Genomic DNA, 15,387 nt, shown 5'->3' with positions numbered 1-15,387 from the left:
ATACGGGGCTGTACTTGGTGGGCGGCGGGGTCAGGAGACGCAATGTTCGGGGCGCACAGGGTGAGGCCGCGGTGCAGGAACTGCTCGGTGTCGGCCGGCCGGAGCCCGAGGGCCTTCTGGCTCGGGTGCCAACGCTTCTCGATTCTCGACCCGCCCCGAGGTCACGACGGAGTGAAGGCGCAGATCGGCCACACGCTGGCCGGTCTGCATCCATCAGCGGTCACGGGCCGCTCCCCTGCCCTGGTCGGGCCGGGGCGTGTGGTGCTGCTGCTGGTTGGTGGGACGGTCCGCGGCGGCCGGTCGCTCCGGCTGCTGCCGGTCGGCGATGGCGCGGCGGCGGGCGTCGGCCTCGCGGGTGAAGGCGGCAAGCCGGCTGAGGTTCTCCGGTGTGCGCAGCCACGACGCGGGGTCCGTCGTCCGGCCCTCCAGGTGCTCCGGCATCGCGGCCTGCTGGTGGGCGTGGTGGGCGGCGGCCCGTTGGACCGGGGTGAGGGCGGCGTCCCGGTCTGGGTGGTCGACGGCGTGCGGTGTGGCCGCCGCCTGATCGTGGTCGTGGTTGTGGGCCTCGGTGTGCGCGGTGGCTGAAGCGGTCGCGGCGTGGGCTTCGTCCCACGCTGCGGCGGGGGCGGCGCGGGCGGTGCGGATCGCGTTCTGCAGGGCGAGGCTGGCGACCTTGGCCCGCTCGTACCGGGTCGACGCCCGCGGCGGCTTACCCGTACCGGCGACCCACCAGCGGGCGGGGCAGCGGAAGTCGGCGGTGTAGGTGATCTGGTCCGGTGCCGGGCTCCGGCGGCCGGGCCGGGGAAGGGTGAGCTGGCGTGCGTGGCGCGCCAGGGCCTGGTCGGCGATGTAGTCGTCCAGGCCGGGCGGGCACGCGCGGCCGCGGAGGGTCTCGGCAAGGTGCCGGCGGGCTTCGGCGAGGACGTGGCGGCGGGCGAACACACCGCGGACGGTGTAGACGACGGCGGCGACGTCGATGGCGGCGAGCGCGGTGTCCACCAGCGGCCGCACCCGGGCCCGGATCTCCGCACCTGCCGCACGGCACCGCCGAAGGAGCCCGTCGACCAGCTGCTGCCCGAAGCGCCGGATCGCGGACGCGCGCCACCACGCGCGCAGCTGGTGCAGGGGACGCGGGGTCTTCTTCTCCGGGCGGGTGTCCTGCGCAGCCCACCACCCGAGCCCGTGACGGGCGCGCTCGCCGGGAAGCCGTCCATGGTCCTTCACGTACTGGTCGGTGATGCCCTCCAGGGCGTCCTCGATCCGCTGACGGCGAGTGGAGGACCAGTCGATCAGCTCCTGGCCGACGCCGGCTATCTCCATCACCGGACGCAGGCCGGGTGTGACCTCGCGGGGCACGGTTGCCAGTCCGAGCTCCTCGCACACCTCCGTCGTCATCGTGAGGGTGTAGAGCGTCCCGGCCGCCACGACGTTCTGGTAGAGGCGGCGGGTGTCGAGGGCGCCCCACACAGGCTCTCCGTCGTCGTCCAGGCGCTGCACTCGGTTCAGGATCAGGCAATGGTCATGGAGTAGGGGGAGGCCGTCTCTGTTGTCCATGTGCCGGAACCGCGCGACCACCAGGGCCGGTGTCTTTGCACGCTTCCGGCCGGAGGACCACCGGGTCTCTGCGATCTCGTCCTCCAGCCAGCGCAGCACGGTGGTGATGGCCCGCTCGTGCGCCCGCTCGATGACCCGCCGGGTGTGGTCGTCACCCAGCGCCCACAGCACGACCAGGGACGCCTGCGGCCGGAAGACGAAGTCGAGCGCGAGCAGCGGGGTCTGCTTCCGCTGCTCGATCTCTTCGATCGGCTGCCCAAGAACTGTCTTCAACCGCGCCGTGTCGGGGTCGACGCCGTCGTCCAGGCGCTCACGCTCCATCCGGTCGGCATCCGGATGCCGGCCCTCGCCGAACAGCAGCTCCATCTGCCGCTGCGTCACCGTCTCCCCGGCAGTGAGCCCAAGCGCGGGCAGACCACGGCCCATCCACACTCCGGGCGGGAGACCGACTTCCTTCTGGGCGGCCTTGAGCGGCTTGCGGGCCGGACGGCGACCATCCCCGACGGCCACGCCCCGCAGGTAGTACCGCCACGCATTCCCCGGCTGCACCTTCGCAATGCTCAGCATCCCCACAGGGAACACCGGCTCTGACCTGCGAAAAAGCCCCGATCCCGTGGGGCGGGAGGGCTCAGCAGAACCGCACGGCCGGTCCCGCACGGCGGGCGCCGGCAACGGCGTCGCGCCCGCCCGGCGGGCACCGCTTTTGACGCTCAGGGCCCATGCAAATACTGCGCGACGACCAGCCACTCACACCACACGCACCCCAAAAACCGACAGCAGCCGCCTCCACCGTCAACTACCGCGTACCTACGTACCGCTCCCCCGGCCACCAGCCAACGACGCTGCACCCCGCACCACGTCACCGACTCCCTTCACCCCAGACAAGACATCCACCGCCCCCGGCACTCGCCGGGGGCTTCGTGCTTCCTGGAGGACCGCGTGCCGACCTACGAGGCCCTGCCCCGCTTCACCACCGACCTCCACCACCTCACACCCGAACAGCGTCGTCGCTTCTGCCAGGTCGTCACTCAAGCCTTCGTCCCAGACCTCCGCGCCGGGTGCTTTCGCCCCGGCCTGCGCATCAAGCGCGTCCGCTGCCTACCAGGCGTCTACGAACTCACCTGGGCACCGGACGGACCCGCCACCTGGTCTTACGGCCGGGAGAAGGTGAAGGGTGCCCGCCACATCGTGTGGCGCCGGATCGGAACCCACACCATCCTCACCGGTCCCTGAGCCGAGGGCGGTTGGAGGTGGTCGGTCAGTGGTGCTCAGCCCACCATTCGATCCACCAGAAGCCGAGGCCGGCGGCGCCGGTGCCGATGCCGTAGCAGGCGCCACGCAGCATGTGGGCGGCGATGGTGCGTCGGCGTCGGGCAAACCAGCGCTTCAGTCGGTCGATTCGCCGTTTACTTCCCGATGGTTCGGGATTGAAGCTATTCTTCATCGGAGGTGCTCCTCTGCTGGGGGTGCATCGTCGCGAGGGGCCCGTCTCGACCCGTTGGCCTCGGAACCGGGGGTCGGGAGTTGGGCTCCTTGTGCTTTTCGAGGGCGTTTCAGTAGCGGCTGGCGAAGGCGTGGAGGCGCTCGGCGAGCTGCTGGTCGGGATGGCCGACGAGGCCGTCGCGTGCGCGGGCGAGGCGGTCGACTTCTGCGTCGAGGTCGGCGGTGGGAGCGATGGTGGCGTCGTGGTGGCGGACGTACTGCTCGAAGGTTTTGAAGAACCGGTTGTCGAGGCTCTCGATGTCCTCGGGGGGTCCGTCGTCCTCGATGTCCTGGTCGCGTTCCCGTTTGGCCTGCAGTAGCCAGTGGGCTGCTTCGCGTTCCTCGCCGCGGCTGAGGTGGTGGAGGTGGAGGCAGTAGGCCGCGCCGCGGACGTCGGCGCTGGCGGCCAGTTCCCACCAGAACTGGGCGCTTTCGGGGTGGCCGGTGAGGTGGAGCAGGCAGGCGAAGACCTGGACGCCGTGGACGTCCAGCGGCGTGGCGGTGTGGAGCGGGTCGGGGGCGTTCTCGTCCAGTTCGGTGACGAGTTGGTCGACGTGGGCGGCGGCCTGGGGGCTGGTGAGCCACCAGCGGGCGACGGCCTTCAGCCGCTGTCCGGCTTCCGGTGCTCGCTGTGTCTCCAGGCCGGGGAGGATGTAGCCGGCCTCACGGGCCAGGCGCCGGAGTCCGGCGGCCACGTCGAAGTGGTGCTCGCGGACCGGCGGAGCCGCGTCAGCCAGCAGCTGGTCGATGGTGGTCATGGGCTACTCCCCCTGGTTCTTGGTCTTGCGCGTGGTCCTGCCGGTCTTCTTCGTCCGGCTGGTCCTGCCCAGCGCCTGGGCCAGGCGCTCGCGGGCCTTGCGGCAGTGGTAGTCCACGGTGCTGGTGGTGATGCCCATGTACCAGGCGATCTCCTCGGCGCTCTTGTTCATCCACCCCCGCAGCACGATGGCGTCGAACTGCTTGGGCGGCAGTTTGGCGAGTGCCTTGTGGACCGGGTGGTCGCCGGTGGCGAGCCTGGCCTGCGTGTCGAGCAGGGCCTGGGATATGACGACCCGGCGCATGATGGCCCACGTCTGCTGCTGGAGGTTGCTCTCGGCCAGCAGGGTGTTCCAGTGCCGCAGGATCTCGATGAAGGCCCGGTGCACCGCTTGCTCGGCGGCCTCATAAGTCTTCAGGTAGGCCAGCGCGTACTGGTGATACGCCTCCTGGTTGGTGATGTAGTGCGCCTCGAACTCCAAGGGGAGCGCGAGGGGTTCCCCGAGCGACGGGCTGTCATCCTCGAACAGGTCGCCGTTTGCGGTCACGAAGGTCCTCTTCTTTGAAGACATGGCGGGGGTGCGGCACCCGGGTTCGCGGATGCCGTAGGCCGAGGGGGCCTGGACACCACCTAAGTCGTATTGACGCGTAGAGACGCATGAACGACCCAAGGAAAATCACTACGCGAAACACTACGAACGCGGAAGGTGATGTTCATACCGCTAAGTAACCGGCCGCGAGCTGAGCGTTTACGACTGCGGGGCCCCGCCGAGCACTGCCGGGCGCGGCCGCTGCCGTGTTGCACATCACAGTTTGAAGGGGGCGCGCAGGAAGTGGCACGCGCCCCCTGATACCCCCCGTACGGGTGAATCACGGCAGCCACCAGCGCGTGGAACGACAACCCGGACCGTGTCGCGGCCGCACGGCCCTGCCCGAGCGGCCGCGCGAGCCCCGCCAGCCGCCACCGCGAGCCGCCCTCGACCCCAGCCCGGGGTCCTGCCGCGAACCTCGACCGCGCGTCTTCACGGTCCCCCGACCCTGCCGCGACACCGCGCCCATCGAGGACCGGGCCGTCCGTTGCCCTCCGCACGTAGAATCGCGCGCATGTCTGATCTGGCGACCGATGAGCTGATTGACCTGCAAAAATCCGCAGATGCTGAGCACGCGAGGCTCGCCGGGCTCGACAGTGAAGAGCACCGGGCCCACTGGGAGCAGTGGCGTGTGGCGGCTGAGCGGGTGCAGGCGGCGGTGACCGAACACGCCGCATCGGCCGGGTTGAAAAGGTGCGAGGTGGAGCAGGCGGTGAAGAAAGCTGCACGGCACTCAGAGGGGACTGCTGGGGCTTAGCGTGGCAGCGCCTTGTCCGGGCGGCAGACGTCGCAGATCGCGATGTCCGGATGTGCCTGGCTCTCGGTCGCTTCGCGGGTGGGAATGAGTGTGTGCTCGTTGCGGACCTGCCAGCAGTCGCGGCGGTGAAGGCGGCGGGAGGGGGCATCCTCGGTGTACTGGTGGAGCCGCTCAACCGCCCACTGGCGACCCGCGATCGCCCCGTCCGTCGGCAGGAGCGAGTAGTCCTCGCCCGGGATTTTGGCGATCCGCTCGGACTCGACGCTGATCGGAGTGGGGGCTCCCATCGTCTTCGTGGCGCCGTCAGCCCCTTCGTGCCGCGCGGAGAGGATGGCCTCACACTCGTACCACCAGCGGCCGTCCCTCGATCGATGGCGCGCAGTGACTACGACGTCCAGTTCCTGACCGTCCGGCATCGTCGCCCTGGCCCATGGCCCGGCCTTCGACCGCCACTCCTCCTCAACACCCACCGTTCGATTCTAGTTCGAATACAGGGATGCGGGCTGACCCGGGCATCACCGCCATACCTCGCATACGCTGGGAGGCCCCAGGGGGGTGCCTGTGGAGGTAGCCATGCGCCCCGTTTGGAGCGGTGCGGTGTCGTTTGGTCTGGTGACGATTCCGATCAAGATGTATTCGGCAACCGAAGATCATTCGATCCGGTTCCGGCAGATCCACATGCCCGACCACGGCCTCGTCCGAAACCGCAAGGTGTGCGAGATCGAAGACCGCGAACTCGCCCCAGAAGAGATCGGCCGCGCCTACGAGGTCTCGCGCGACCAGCTCGTCCCCATCACCGACGAAGACCTCGACCAGCTGCCTCTGCCGACCGCGAAGGCGATCGATGTGCAGGCCTTCGTGCCCGAGGAGCGGCTCGACGCCATCCGCTACGGCAAGCCCTACTACCTCGAGCGAGACGGGGTCGTCGCCACCAAACCGTATGTACTGCTGCGCGAGGCCCTCAAAAGGAGCGACAAGGTGGCTGTGGCGAAGTTCGCCTTCCACGGACGCGAGCGCCTCGGCGCGCTCAGGGTCGTCGGCGACGCGATCGTCCTCCAGGTCATGCACTGGGACGACGAAATCCGGTCCGCCGACGGCATTGCGCCCAGTGGCGTGGACGTCTCCGACTCCGAGGTCGACGAGGCCATGGCCCTGATGGACGCCATCGGCCCCACCGACATCAGCCAGTACAAGGACCAGTACCGCGAAGCGATGGAAGCGATCATCCGAGCCAAAGCCGAAGGCGCCGAGCCACCCCACGCGGAGGCGCCGGCCGAGCCCAAGGGCAAGGTCGTGGACCTGATGTCCGCCCTCCAGGACAGCGTGCGCGCCGCCAAGCAGAGCCGCGGCGAGGAAGTCGGCGAAGGCGAGGTCCGGGAGATGCGGTCCAAGAAGAAGGCCCCCGCCAAGAAGGCGACGAAGAAGACCGCCAAAAAGGCTCCGGCGAAGAAGCGGCCCGCGTCCTGACCCCCTCCTGCGTCACTCGCCGAAGCGCGGGCATACGAGGGTGGACCTGAGGGGGCACCGGCACCTGTGGACAAGTAGGGCGTCAGCGCTTGGCCGGGGGCTGCCACCGTTCCCTCGCAAAGCACACGAGCGCATTGTGCAGTTCGAGTGGAACTGTCGCGTCGTCCGGGTCCCCGGTGGGACTGTCGAGCGGCCACAGAGCAATCCAGCCGCTGCTGTTGACTCGAATCTGCGGACCCGCAGCAACCTCGGGTCTCAGCCGTAGGTGGAGCATGACAGTACCGTCGCTCCGTCCGAGCGGCACTTCGTACCGGCGTGCCGCAACTTCCGCGACGTCCCGCCACTCGAAGTGCATTGTCCTTTTGCCCATCGCGTACCGGATGGCGCCGCTGTCCAGGTGTAGCGCGGCCCTGCGCCAGGTGAGCGGTGGGATCAGCAAGTCGACGACGAGCGGAAGCCCGGCGAAGAAGCCCACGGTCGACCATGCGCCGGGGTCGTGCCAGCCGTCCTGGAGTGTGATGATGCCGGTCCACACCAGCGCGAACGTCCACATCACCACGTAGTTGCCCGGCTGCCCTCTGCGGACCCGGACCCCGACATAGCCCGGGATGCAAACGGCTTGCGGCGTGCTGCGCGCTGCAGGAAGCGGGCGGACCGGCCAGGGCGCACGGGTGACGGTACGTCGCCGGCGGGGCGCCAGGGTGCCGCCACCGCGTTGGTTGGCCGCGAGGCGTGTCTGCAGTTGGGAATGGCGGAACTGGTAGACGCCGCCGACTTGCCGCAGTACGCCCATTCTGCGCGCGTCTTCGAGGAATGTCATGGTCGACCACGGCAGCCGGCCCATGCCTGCGAGGGTCACTTTTGCGAGAAGCCACTGCGCCCAGGGACTGAGCGACATGATCACCGAAGCGACACCGACGGTACCGGACATCCAACTGCCGATCATCACAACACGGTTGCCGACCGAGACCGTGGCCAGGGTGCCCATGGCCCCGATCACAGGAGCGACGACCAGCAGCATCAGCACCGTGCTGGCCCGCTCGCCGTTCAGCAACGCTCGTGGTCCGACGGCCTGCGCAGTATCGGCGGGTGCGCCGACGACCATCATGAGCAGCGCTGGGACGATGAAGCCCAACGCCAGGAGCGGTTCATCCCGCGTCAGGAAGAGGGCGATGGGCGCCAGAAACACAAGGAGCCAGAACAGGCCTGGGATGCGGGAGCGCTGTTTGCCGAACGCGGCGAGCCGACGGGGCAGCGGCCCCTTCCACAGCTGTGAGAACGCCAGCAGCATGCCGCCTGTGATCCCGAACAACGTGGCAGTCAGAGCTCCTGCGGCAACCTGGAGGCCCAGGAATGGATCGCCTCCGGTGATCCATTCCTGGAACCATGTGGAACTTGCCATCAGCAGGACGTAGCCGGCTACCAGCACCGGTGCTTTGAGGACGGTCGGCGGCTTTGCGCGGTGCAACTCCCACCAGGCGAGCTCCTTCGTCCGGGTTGCGGTGAGATGGGCGGCGAGGAAGCCGAGGGCGCGCTGCGCCTGAGCGTGTCCCCACTCGCGTACCGGGTGGGGCTGGTGGGGTGAGACCGGCCCGGAGGGAAATGCTGCGGGAACGAGGGAGTCGAGCAGGTGTCCCTCGATGGCGGCCACGTCGGGGAAGCGGGACTCGTCGGCGAGTTCAGCGGGTTCGGCGTCCGGACCGGCGTATACCGTGCGGGCCAGCCATAGGATCAGCGGTGACGAGAGCGCTCTGGCCGCCGTCGCTTCCGGGTGGTTTGTGAGGTGGTCAAGGAGCACCTGCCACTGTCGGAAGCGCTGTGGGTGGGAGGAGCCACGCAGGTACTCCGCCGCTGCGGCGCCCTCCACTGGCTGCGCCGCGATCACGGCTGCCGACTGCAGCACGGCCTCTTCCTCAACGAGCTCTGCGTACTCCGCCGTGCGGGATGTGAGGATCAGCGGTGTGCTGTCGGCGCCCATCTTGTTGAGGCCTTCCAGCGCCGCTGACCTGAGTGGCCGCGGCAGTTCGTCCAGGCCGTCGAGGACCGGCAGCACCCGCCGGTCCCGGACCAGTTGGCGAATCCGGCGCCGGTCGAGGCCCTCGCTCAGGCCGACGTATTCCTCGTGGATGCGGCGCGCGAGCCAGACGTCGAAGTGTTCCTTGCCTGCGTCCCAGGACGAGATCAGTAGCGGTACGGCAACGGGCTGGTTGGCATCCCGCAGGCTCAGCAACTCCAGCGTGAGCAGGATCGCCAGGGACGTCTTGCCCGAGCCGGGAGCGCCGATGATTACCAGGCGCTGGGCTGGCAGTGCCCGGAAGGCGGCCGCAAGTTCGGTGAGGCCTGCGGTGTTGCCGGTGATGTCGGCGCCGACGTGCTCGCGGTGGTCGGCGACTGTCCAGTCAGCCCGCCAGCCCACCGGGAGCCTGGTGCTCCCGGTCAGGCTCCGGGCCCCTGCCTCGTCCCGCCACTGGGCGAGCACGACGCCTGCCAGCTCGACGGCGGCGCGGTCCTGCACCGTCTGCGATGGCGGCAGATGCAGATGTACGGCGCCGAAGTCCCGCCCCTGGATGACATACGTCGCACTGCCGCCGGAGAACACGTTGTGCACGTCGCCCTGCCGGTGTTCCGACATGGCCGCTCAGCCAGCCCTTCCCTGTAGCCGGCAAGACAGCTCCACCTGCCTACCCCCGTAGCGCCCGTCTCTCCCCCGGCCCGCCTGAGTACCTCCGCCGGACATGCCAGCACGCGCAGGCCGTTCCGCCTCAGGATGGCACAGTCAGGTGAGGATGTCGTTGCTCTGTGTCATGGCTGGTTGAAACGTGATACGGAGGACTTCATCCACTGATCAGGCGTTTTCAGCTACGTGGCTTCGCAGCAGATCTGCCAACTCCTTCTGTTCCTCATAGGTCATGCGATCGCGGATGAGTTCGGCTACGGCATGCACATCGCGCCATGGCACTGTCTGCATGGGGTCTGGCTCGTGGTTCCCATCGGCGGAGTCCTGCTCTCGCCCGGCAGGCTGCGCGGGCACCGCTGTAGACGTTGCACCTGCCGCCGTCTTCGACTCGGCCTCTGACTGAGTAGTGGTTCCACCCGCCGACAGCCGTGTGATCGTCTTGTCTGCACCCTGACTTATCACGGCGTGATAATCATCGGTTTGGGTTACAGCCTTCTGGCCGGCTCGCTTCTGTTCCGCTCGCCGCTTGGCTTCTGCGGCTCGGGTGTCCGCCGCGGCCCGCTGTTCTTCGGGGCTGAGCTTGCCAAGGTTCCGGACGTGTTCGACTTGCCGCTCGCCGCTGACCAGTTCGGCCTGGAGGTCGGGGGAGAGCTTGAGCAGCGACAGCTTGGAGGAGATGGTTGCCTGGGGGAGGCCGAGCCGCTGCGAGGCTTTGGTCTGGCTGCCGTAGAACTTGACCAGCGATTCCAGGACGTGGGCTTGTTCGAGGTCGGTCATGTCGTCGCGGTGGAAGTTGGCGACGAACGCGGCCTCGAGGAGGGCCTCATCGGTTGCCACACGGGCGTCGTCGACCATCACCTTGATGGTGTCCTTGCCTGCCCTGCGAGATCCTTCGAGGCGACGGTGGCCGTCCACGACGACGTACTTGGTGCCTTCGTCCAGGTCGTCGGCGCGGTCGGGGCGTTCTCGGAGGTAAGCGTCGATGCTGGCGACGGTGATGGCGTTGATGACGCCGAGTTCCTTGATGCTCTGCGTGATGTCCTCGAGGTCGCGCAGGTGGTCGCGGGGGTTGTCGGGGTTCTGGCTGATCTGCCCGACGGGGAGCTCTGTGGGGTCGGGTACGCCTTCAGTGCGTGCTCCGGTGGCGGCACTGATCGCGGCCCTCCGGGCGCTGACAGGGCGAGCCTGGCCGAAGGAGGTGCTCGCTCCGAGTTTCGAGGCTTTGCTGCTCATGAGATCTCCCGTGCCAGGGCTCGCATGCCGACTGCCTGATCGCACTTGGGGGAGTAGGCGAGCAGGGGGCGCTTCACGCGTACCGCTTCTTTCTGTTCCTTGAGGTCGCCGATGACGCCAACGACCCGGGGGTCCCTTATGTCCATCCAGGCTTCGAGAGAAGAGGTGGCGATGTAACCGCGGCGGGCGTCGTAGTGGTTGACGACGATGCCGAGGTAGTCGACGTCCAGGTCGAGGTCGGTTCGGAGGTCTTCGATCTGGGTGGTCAGGAGGGTGTAGGCATCGGCTGAGCTGTCTTCTGCCTGGACGACGACGAGGGCTCCGGAGGAGCCGGGAGGTTCGTTGTCGCGACGGCGGCCGTAGTAGACGGCGGCATCCATGCTCAGGCCCAGGCTGGGCGGGCAGTCGACGATGATGACATCGAAGTCGGCTTCGATCGGTGCGAGGGCTCGTTCGAGGGCGGCTTCACGTGCCCGGACGCCGGCGAGTTTGACGTCGAGGAGAAAGGCGTCGTTGCAGCTGGGCAGGAGGTGCAACCGGTCGCCGAATTGGTCGCCCTCGATGGGGACGATCAGATCGCGGAGTTTGCCGGCAGGTTCGCCCGCCATGTGCTTGGTGAGGCTGTCGCCGTCCATGGGCAGCGGTGTGTGCCCGAGTTGCTGGGTGAGGTGGCACTGGGGGTCGAAGTCCACGAGCAGGACGCGCAGGCCGAGGCCGGGCCGGTCCTCTATGGTCAGCGGGTTGGAGTCGGTGTCGCTGGTTTCGCCCGCGCTCTCCTTGAGTAGCGCTGCAGCGAAGTGCTTGGAGATGCGCACCGGGTAGAGAGCGTTCGAGTCTTCGGCCATGGCCTCGCCGGTGCCTGCGGCGACGGCGGTCTTCCCGACGCCGCCTTTCTGATTGCAGGTGATGATGCGGCGGGGGATCTCTGGTCTCTGCACGGTGGGTGCGGGGTGTTTCTGCAGCCAGAGCTGTACGGCCTGGGCGAGTGCCTGGATGATCGAGACCTTGCGGTCGGATGCCGTGGCCTTGAAGGTTTCCCACTGGCCTGTGGGGAGCCAGGTGGAGAAGGAGTCGGCGCCGGAGGTGTCGACAGTGGGCGGAGTCGACGCGAGGTCGCACCAGTAGGTGATGCCTTGTGTGACGGCGGTCTGGATCTCGGTACCCAGTTGGGCCGTGCGGACTTTGAGGTCCTGGCGGAGCCACCCGGGGAGTTTGGAGACGACCTTTTCGCGGTCGCCAGCGGAAGCGGGAGAAGCCATGCCTGACACCTTACTAACGAAGATGATCGAATCAAGCATGGACACGTTACCTAGGTAGAGCCAGAGGGCTTCAGCTATCACGGCGTGATAATCACGCTCCCTCTTCCCCGGATCCGAGCCAGGCGCTCCCAACTATCACGCCGTGATAATGCTCTCGCGGTGCCGCCACACTCCACACCGGGAGGACTGCCGCCACTGCGGCGGCCGACCGCTGCGATGCTTCCTAGAGCACTTCGCAGGCCAGCCCCGGTGGAATGTGGGGTAGGAACAAACGGGGCATCAGCCGCGTGCGGGGGAAGGGGACGCGATGACCGATGGGGGAGGGCACACAACCGGTGACGGCGCGCCGGACGCGCTCGTAGAGCGGGCTGTCGCCGCTGTCCGGGAGGCCCGGGAGCTGCTGGACGGCGACATCGACGGCCTGTTGTGGTCCGCCGCGCTGCGCCGGGTGATCGACCGGCTGACCGACATCGAGGGGGCTGCTGCCGGCGGACCATCCGGCCCGGACGTTCGTCGTGCCCCAACTTGGAGCTCTGCTCGGGCTGCGCTGCACCCACGACGGCGACGCGGACCCCGGGGAACGGGAGACGGCGCTGCGCCACCTGCGCTGCGCCACCTGCGCTGGGCCGACCGTGCCCTGCCGGTCGACCACCTGCCGGCAGTGGAGTCCCGGACGGTGCTGGTCGGCCTGCTGCTGGGCGGGGCCGTTGCCGTAACACCTGAGCCGCCGCGGGCGGATCTGACTGAGGCCCGGGAGGTCGTCGAGCGACTCGCGTTGGCCCCGATGAACCCGGACTTCCACGAGACCACTGCGGCGGTGCGGCGGCGGATCGGCCGCTCGCTGGCGCGACCGCCCGTCGATCCGGTCGCCGACGCCGTCCATGGTCTGGTGTCCCTGGCCTCCTCCCCAGCACCGCGCGGTTCACCCGTCTGCTGGTGTGGCTGTTCACGGAGCTGTACGGCTCCGAACCGGAGCGGGACATCGGGGTGGGGCTGACCGAAATGCAGCTGGATCCGGTCGGTATCCGACTGCTGGGCGCACTCGCCCGCGCGGTCGGACCGGACGCGGGCACACCCGCCGACCGCGCCCGGGGTGTTCGTCGGGCCGCCGAACTGGCCCGGCAGGCCCTGTCCGAGCTCCACCGAACACCCTGGAGCGGGCCCACGTCGCCAAGCTCCACGCGTATCTGCTGCTGGTGACGGATCTGCTGGCGCCGGGCACGCGCTTCGACCTGGGGCACACGTTCCGGTTGTTCAAGCAGACGCTGGGCTGGGCCAAACCCCGGCTGCGGGAGCCGGAAGCGGCCGACCGATGGACCTGGTTGATCATCGCTGCCTACACCCAGCTCCGGCTCGCCCGCCCACTGGCCCAGGACCTGCGGCACCCATGGGAGAGGCCAGCCGCCCCCGGTCGGCTCACCCCGGCCCGGGTCCGCCGGACGTTTCGGAACCTCCGCCAGCACATACCCTGTCCCGCCAGAGCACCGAAACCCCATCGGCCTGGCCCGGGACGACCACCCGGCACCAGGAACAGGCACCGGGCACCCCGCTACGACGTGGGCAAAACCGTCCGCCGCGAGAAGACGCTCATCGCCTTGCAACGGTTGAAAGGTTAAAGAACAAGCTCAGCCTTCGCTGAGACAGTCACCCACCGACGACGAGACGACCGTCACCGTCCAGTTGGGCGACCCGCCGTCCCCGCTGCCGGAGCCCGTCGCCGTTCTGATGCGGGCCTACCAGTCCCGAGGCCAGACGAGGCCCCCGCCCGGAGTTGGGCGGGGGCCTGCTGGTTGTGGCTGCCAGTCGTCAGCTGCGGCGGCGGCCGCGCTTTTCGGCGACGAGCCCTGGCGAGTGCAGCTCGGTGGGCGTCTCAGCCAACGCTGTCGGTGAGCGCGATGCGGATGTTCTTGACGCCGCCGCTCTCACCGTAAGGCCTGATGTCCTTGGACTGGCCTCCGTAGTCCAGGTAGTAGATGCCTCCGTCCTGGTAATAACCGGTGCCCGAGTTCGTGTCGCCGGTTATCCAGAGCGTGTGAAACCCGCTCCCTGCACACGTTCGTGTGATGCTGCCGGTCAGCTTGTAGCCGTACCAGGAGCCGACGCTCCAGTAGGTGTAGTTGCCGGTGAACTTAGCGCAGGCGCTTGTGCGGGTGATGTTGCTGGCCGGGGCCGCTTGGGCCGTACTAGCCAGGGGGGCCGTGAGCGCCAGGGCGGCACCCCCGGCCACTGCCATCGTTGCGATCTTCTTGCGCATGTGACTCCTCTGTCATAGCACACAACAGGGCGGTGTTTGCCGACGGGCCGTCTGATCAGAGCCTGGCATCCAGGATGGCGAGCGGGACAGCACTGGGCCTTGTCATTCCGCGCAGGGTTGTTGCCGATTCGCGCACACTATGGGCGGCAGGTGTCTGTAGTCCCGTGGCGGTGTCCCGTAGGTGGCCCTGAACAGGCGGCTGAAGTGGGTCGGGTTGGTGAAGCCCCAGCGTTCGGCGATGGCCTGGATGGGGCGGGTGTTCAGTCGGGGGTTGGTCAGGTCGAGGCGGCAGCGTTCCAGACGGCGGTGGCGTATCCAGGCCGCAGGCGATGTGTCGTCTTCGGCGAGCAGCTGCTGGAGATGGCGCAGGGAGATGTGGTGGGCGTCCGCGATCGTCTGGGGGGTCATGGCCGGGTCGGCGAGGTGCTGTTCGACGAATGCGTTGATTCTGGCCCGCAGGGCGGTCTTGCGGGTCTCCGAGGTCAGTGACTCCTCGGCCTCCAGGCAACGGGCGATCACAGATGCCAGGAGGTCCAGGGTGACCGAGGTGAGGGTGGGGATGTCGGCTGGGGTGAATTCGTGGGCGCGTGCGTTGAGGTCGGTGAGCCAGCGGGCGAGCACCCCGCCCATGCCATGGCGCCCGCTGATCGAGACAGCGAGCAAACCCTGCACCGTCTTCTCCGGCAGCGGCAGCAGCTTGCGAGGAAGCTGCACAATCAGTTGCGAACAGCTGTCCTGGAGGGCATGGCGGTGGGCATCGAAGGGATGACTGCTGTCCAGCACCATGAGGTCGCCCGCATGGAACGTCGTGTCATTCCCGGCCTGGGAAAAAGCTCCCCCTCCACCGACCATGTAATTGATCATGTACACCTCGGGGTCGGACTGCCGGATCACCTTCGCTGTCCGCGCGATCTCCATATACGGGAAGGACAGCGCGGACACCTGTAACTCCCCCAACTCCAGGACCTGCATCTTGGCTCTGAAGTCGTCCATGTCGTTGCTGCGCAGCCGAGTGCGTAGGTGCGAATCTGCTGCGATTTCCTCGAACAGCGCGAACCGCTCCGGCGCCGCCACGACCTCTGTACTGAACTCCGTCACCAGCATTCCCAGCCCCCCGTAGCCGGTTCCCCCGCGGCTTCGAACGTGGCATGGGGAGATACGCGCAGTCCAGCAGCACTTCGGCCACATGTCCCGCCACGCACCTCCTGGTAGCAACGAAGCCTCAAGATCAAGCGGCATCGGGGATCAGAAACACGCACTTAGAGGTCGTTTTCACCTTGAATGCACTGGTATCTGCTAATTTTCGCGGCACGGGGTTGTGGTGGTGCGGAGATTGCTGATGCGTTTGGTACCTGATG

At 68.0% G+C, this 15,387-nt stretch carries 15 protein-coding genes and 1 pseudogene; 5 read left to right on the top strand and 11 right to left on the bottom strand.

Going from position 1 to position 15,387, the window contains the following annotated elements:
• Positions 1–213: 213 nt before the first annotated feature.
• Positions 214–2,121, bottom strand: coding sequence for a MobF family relaxase (gene mobF / locus ABD329_RS42830; protein ID WP_198277205.1), 1,908 nt, complete (start codon positions 2,119–2,121; stop codon positions 214–216).
• A gap of 372 nt (positions 2,122–2,493) precedes the next feature.
• On the opposite strand from mobF, the gene ABD329_RS42825 reads away from it, so the two are divergent.
• Entirely contained in the window at positions 2,494–2,787 is a 294-nt protein-coding gene (locus tag ABD329_RS42825) for a hypothetical protein (protein WP_198277206.1), read from the top strand.
• A 25-nt stretch (positions 2,788–2,812) separates the two neighbouring features.
• On the opposite strand, the gene ABD329_RS42820 is transcribed toward ABD329_RS42825, so the two are convergent.
• The 3 genes from ABD329_RS42820 to ABD329_RS42810 form a co-directional block, all read right to left on the bottom strand.
• Positions 2,813–2,998, bottom strand: a complete 186-nt coding sequence (locus ABD329_RS42820; RefSeq protein ID WP_198277207.1) for a hypothetical protein — start codon at positions 2,996–2,998, stop codon at positions 2,813–2,815.
• Positions 2,999–3,107: 109 nt separating this feature from the next.
• The gene (locus ABD329_RS42815) at positions 3,108–3,794 is read right to left on the bottom strand and encodes a hypothetical protein (protein WP_198277208.1); all 687 of its coding nucleotides are present in this window, start codon (positions 3,792–3,794) and stop codon (positions 3,108–3,110) included.
• 3 nt (positions 3,795–3,797) lie between these two features.
• Positions 3,798–4,340: an RNA polymerase sigma factor gene (locus ABD329_RS42810; RefSeq protein ID WP_309142721.1), complete on the bottom strand. Its 543-nt coding sequence runs from the start codon at positions 4,338–4,340 to the stop codon at positions 3,798–3,800.
• A gap of 556 nt (positions 4,341–4,896) precedes the next feature.
• On the opposite strand from ABD329_RS42810, the gene ABD329_RS42805 reads away from it, so the two are divergent.
• A complete protein-coding gene (locus ABD329_RS42805; RefSeq protein WP_198277210.1) occupies positions 4,897–5,139 on the top strand; it encodes a hypothetical protein in 243 nt (80 codons plus the stop codon).
• On the opposite strand, the gene ABD329_RS42800 is transcribed toward ABD329_RS42805, so the two are convergent.
• Positions 5,136–5,609 (bottom strand): DUF6233 domain-containing protein, encoded by a 474-nt coding sequence (locus ABD329_RS42800; RefSeq protein WP_309142722.1) that lies wholly within the window; start codon positions 5,607–5,609, stop codon positions 5,136–5,138. The two genes, ABD329_RS42805 and ABD329_RS42800, sit on opposite strands and share 4 nt — an antisense overlap.
• A 103-nt stretch (positions 5,610–5,712) precedes the next feature.
• Here ABD329_RS42800 and ku point away from each other — a divergent pair, with 103 nt between their 5' ends.
• On the top strand, positions 5,713–6,606 hold the full coding sequence (ku, locus tag ABD329_RS42795; RefSeq protein ID WP_198277211.1) for a non-homologous end joining protein Ku: 894 nt from the start codon (positions 5,713–5,715) through the stop codon (positions 6,604–6,606).
• A gap of 82 nt (positions 6,607–6,688) precedes the next feature.
• Here the strand turns inward: ku and ABD329_RS42790 are convergent, their stop codons facing one another.
• The 4 genes from ABD329_RS42790 to ABD329_RS42775 form a co-directional block, all read right to left on the bottom strand.
• A complete protein-coding gene (locus tag ABD329_RS42790; RefSeq protein ID WP_198277212.1) occupies positions 6,689–9,238 on the bottom strand; it encodes an NACHT domain-containing protein in 2,550 nt (849 codons plus the stop codon).
• Positions 9,239–9,451: 213 nt separating this feature from the next.
• Positions 9,452–10,516 carry a ParB/RepB/Spo0J family partition protein gene (locus ABD329_RS42785; RefSeq protein ID WP_198277213.1) on the bottom strand — a complete coding sequence of 355 codons (1,065 nt, stop codon included), beginning with the start codon at positions 10,514–10,516 and terminating at the stop codon, positions 9,452–9,454.
• The gene (locus ABD329_RS42780; protein ID WP_198277214.1) at positions 10,513–11,775 is read right to left on the bottom strand and encodes a ParA family protein; all 1,263 of its coding nucleotides are present in this window, start codon (positions 11,773–11,775) and stop codon (positions 10,513–10,515) included. The genes ABD329_RS42785 and ABD329_RS42780 overlap by 4 nt, the downstream gene beginning before the upstream one ends.
• Positions 11,776–11,998: 223 nt before the next feature.
• Positions 11,999–12,658: a hypothetical protein gene (locus ABD329_RS42775; protein ID WP_198277215.1), complete on the bottom strand. Its 660-nt coding sequence runs from the start codon at positions 12,656–12,658 to the stop codon at positions 11,999–12,001.
• Between the two features lie 53 nt (positions 12,659–12,711).
• On the opposite strand from ABD329_RS42775, the gene ABD329_RS42770 reads away from it, so the two are divergent.
• Together ABD329_RS42770 and ABD329_RS42765 are read left to right on the top strand one after the other, a co-directional pair.
• Positions 12,712–12,975 carry a hypothetical protein gene (locus ABD329_RS42770; protein ID WP_198277216.1) on the top strand — a complete coding sequence of 88 codons (264 nt, stop codon included), beginning with the start codon at positions 12,712–12,714 and terminating at the stop codon, positions 12,973–12,975.
• Between the two features lie 23 nt (positions 12,976–12,998).
• Positions 12,999–13,391 (top strand): annotated as a pseudogene (locus ABD329_RS42765) (NF041680 family putative transposase); the annotation flags it as partial.
• Between the two features lie 254 nt (positions 13,392–13,645).
• Here the strand turns inward: ABD329_RS42765 and ABD329_RS42760 are convergent.
• Positions 13,646–14,029 carry a hypothetical protein gene (locus ABD329_RS42760; RefSeq protein WP_198277217.1) on the bottom strand — a complete coding sequence of 128 codons (384 nt, stop codon included), beginning with the start codon at positions 14,027–14,029 and terminating at the stop codon, positions 13,646–13,648.
• Between the two features lie 102 nt (positions 14,030–14,131).
• A complete protein-coding gene (locus ABD329_RS42755) occupies positions 14,132–15,133 on the bottom strand; it encodes an AraC-like ligand-binding domain-containing protein (protein ID WP_198277218.1) in 1,002 nt (333 codons plus the stop codon).
• Positions 15,134–15,387: the final 254 nt, after the last annotated feature.

It is taken from the genome of Streptomyces javensis (assembly GCF_039525925.1).
Classification (GTDB): domain Bacteria; phylum Actinomycetota; class Actinomycetes; order Streptomycetales; family Streptomycetaceae; genus Streptomyces; species Streptomyces asiaticus.
The sequence above is the reverse complement of the archived record's forward strand: the minus strand, read 5'-3'. Positions and strand labels throughout refer to the sequence as shown.

Excerpts from the sequence above, each read along its gene's own strand:
- mobF (WP_198277205.1), bottom strand. The coding sequence starts at position 2,121 with ATGCTGAGCATTGCGAAGGTGCAGCCGGGGAATGCGTGGCGGTACTAC.
- ABD329_RS42820 (WP_198277207.1), bottom strand. The coding sequence starts at position 2,998 with ATGAAGAATAGCTTCAATCCCGAACCATCGGGAAGTAAACGGCGAATC.
- ABD329_RS42815 (WP_198277208.1), bottom strand. The coding sequence starts at position 3,794 with ATGACCACCATCGACCAGCTGCTGGCTGACGCGGCTCCGCCGGTCCGC.
- ABD329_RS42805 (WP_198277210.1), top strand. The coding sequence starts at position 4,897 with ATGTCTGATCTGGCGACCGATGAGCTGATTGACCTGCAAAAATCCGCA.
- ku (WP_198277211.1), top strand. The coding sequence starts at position 5,713 with ATGCGCCCCGTTTGGAGCGGTGCGGTGTCGTTTGGTCTGGTGACGATT.
- ABD329_RS42790 (WP_198277212.1), bottom strand. The coding sequence starts at position 9,238 with ATGTCGGAACACCGGCAGGGCGACGTGCACAACGTGTTCTCCGGCGGC.
- ABD329_RS42785 (WP_198277213.1), bottom strand. The coding sequence starts at position 10,516 with ATGAGCAGCAAAGCCTCGAAACTCGGAGCGAGCACCTCCTTCGGCCAG.
- ABD329_RS42780 (WP_198277214.1), bottom strand. The coding sequence starts at position 11,775 with ATGGCTTCTCCCGCTTCCGCTGGCGACCGCGAAAAGGTCGTCTCCAAA.
- ABD329_RS42775 (WP_198277215.1), bottom strand. The coding sequence starts at position 12,658 with ATGGACGGCGTCGGCGACCGGATCGACGGGCGGTCGCGCCAGCGAGCG.
- ABD329_RS42760 (WP_198277217.1), bottom strand. The coding sequence starts at position 14,029 with ATGCGCAAGAAGATCGCAACGATGGCAGTGGCCGGGGGTGCCGCCCTG.
- ABD329_RS42755 (WP_198277218.1), bottom strand. The coding sequence starts at position 15,133 with ATGCTGGTGACGGAGTTCAGTACAGAGGTCGTGGCGGCGCCGGAGCGG.